At 53.7% G+C, this 1,412-nt stretch carries 1 protein-coding gene; it reads right to left on the minus strand.

The features are described from left to right. On the minus strand, positions 1–1,395 hold a 1,395-nt coding region (locus ACFVHU_RS15630), incomplete at its 3' end, for a hypothetical protein (RefSeq protein ID WP_388025243.1). Between the last annotated feature and the right edge of the window lie 17 nt (positions 1,396–1,412).

A 1,412-nucleotide genomic window follows, 5' to 3' on the forward strand; every position in this document is an offset into this window, starting at 1 on the left:
TGTGTTCGCATCGGTGTTCGCATCGGTGTTCGCATCGGTATTCGCATCAGCGTTATCCGCAGTGTTCGCATCAGCGTTATCCGCAGTGTTCGCATCGGTGTTCGCATCAGCGTTATCCGCAGTGTTCGCATCGGTGTTCGCATCGGTGTTCGCATCGGTGTTCGCATCGGTGTTCGCATCGGTATTCGCATCAGCGTTATCCGCAGTGTTCGCATCAGCGTTATCCGCAGTGTTCGCATCAGCGTTATCCGCAGTGTTCGCATCGGTGTTCGCATCAGCGTTATCCGCAGTGTTGTCGGCCGTGTTCACGTCAGTCGAATCGTCAGCCACAACGGTGAAGGTCGTGAACCCGTATGCGTCGCTTTCAACATCAGTTGCAACGATCAAGTAGCTACCAAGTGCCAAATCAGTCGAGTCGACCTCGAAGCTAATGTCGCCCTTGTCGTCAGCGGTAACGGTTTCAGGCATGGCAGCAGCAGCGATCTTGGCTACGTCCGAGCTGGTGTCGCCCAGCTGGCTCTGCTCGATCTTGACTTCGCCATTTGCGGTGAACTCTTTACCCGTTACGATTCCCGATTCACCCTTGACCAAACGATTAGGGGTGATATCGATGTGAACTTCGTTCTCAGCGGCATCGTCCGGAGTTACCTGGAAGTACTCAGTGTAAGTCTTTCCGGTTTCTTCGTCCGTCACTTCAACGGTGTAGATACCCTCAGGCAAGCCATCGGTATCGTACTTGTACTCGAATCGACCATCTTCATCAACGATGACTTCGCCCTCATGTACTGGGGTTTCTTCACCATTTGAGTTTCGGATGATTACCTTGACGTTGCCTTCCGGAGTGAACTTGTCACCAATCACGGTAACTTCGTCGCCTTCCGTAACGGAATCAGGCACAACGCTGACGATCGGGTGCTCAGTGTTGTCCGCAGTGTTGTCGCCAGTGTTCTCAGCCGAGTTATCCGCCGTGTTGGCATCGGTGTTCGCATCGGTGTTCGCATCAGCGTTATCCGCAGTGTTCACATCGGTGTTCGCATCGGTGTTCGCATCAGCGTTATCCGCAGTGTTCACATCGGTGTTCGCATCGGTGTTCGCATCGGTGTTCGCGTCAGTATTCGCATCCGTGTTGGCATCGGTGTTCGCATCAGCGTTATCCGCAGTGTTCACATCGGTGTTCGCATCGGTGTTCGCGTCAGTATTCGCATCCGTGTTGGCATCGGTGTTCGCATCAGCATTATCCGCAGTGTTCACATCCGTGTTCTCCGCAGTGTTCACATCCGTGTTCTCCGCAGTGTTCACATCCGTGTTCTCCGCAGTGTTCGCATCAGCATTATCCGCAGTGTTCACATCCGTGTTCTCCGCAGTGTTCACATCCGTGTTCTCCGCAGTGTTCACATCCGTGTTCTCCGCAG

It is taken from the genome of Glutamicibacter sp. NPDC127525 (assembly GCF_042672105.1).
In the GTDB taxonomy this organism is placed as follows: domain Bacteria; phylum Actinomycetota; class Actinomycetes; order Actinomycetales; family Micrococcaceae; genus Glutamicibacter.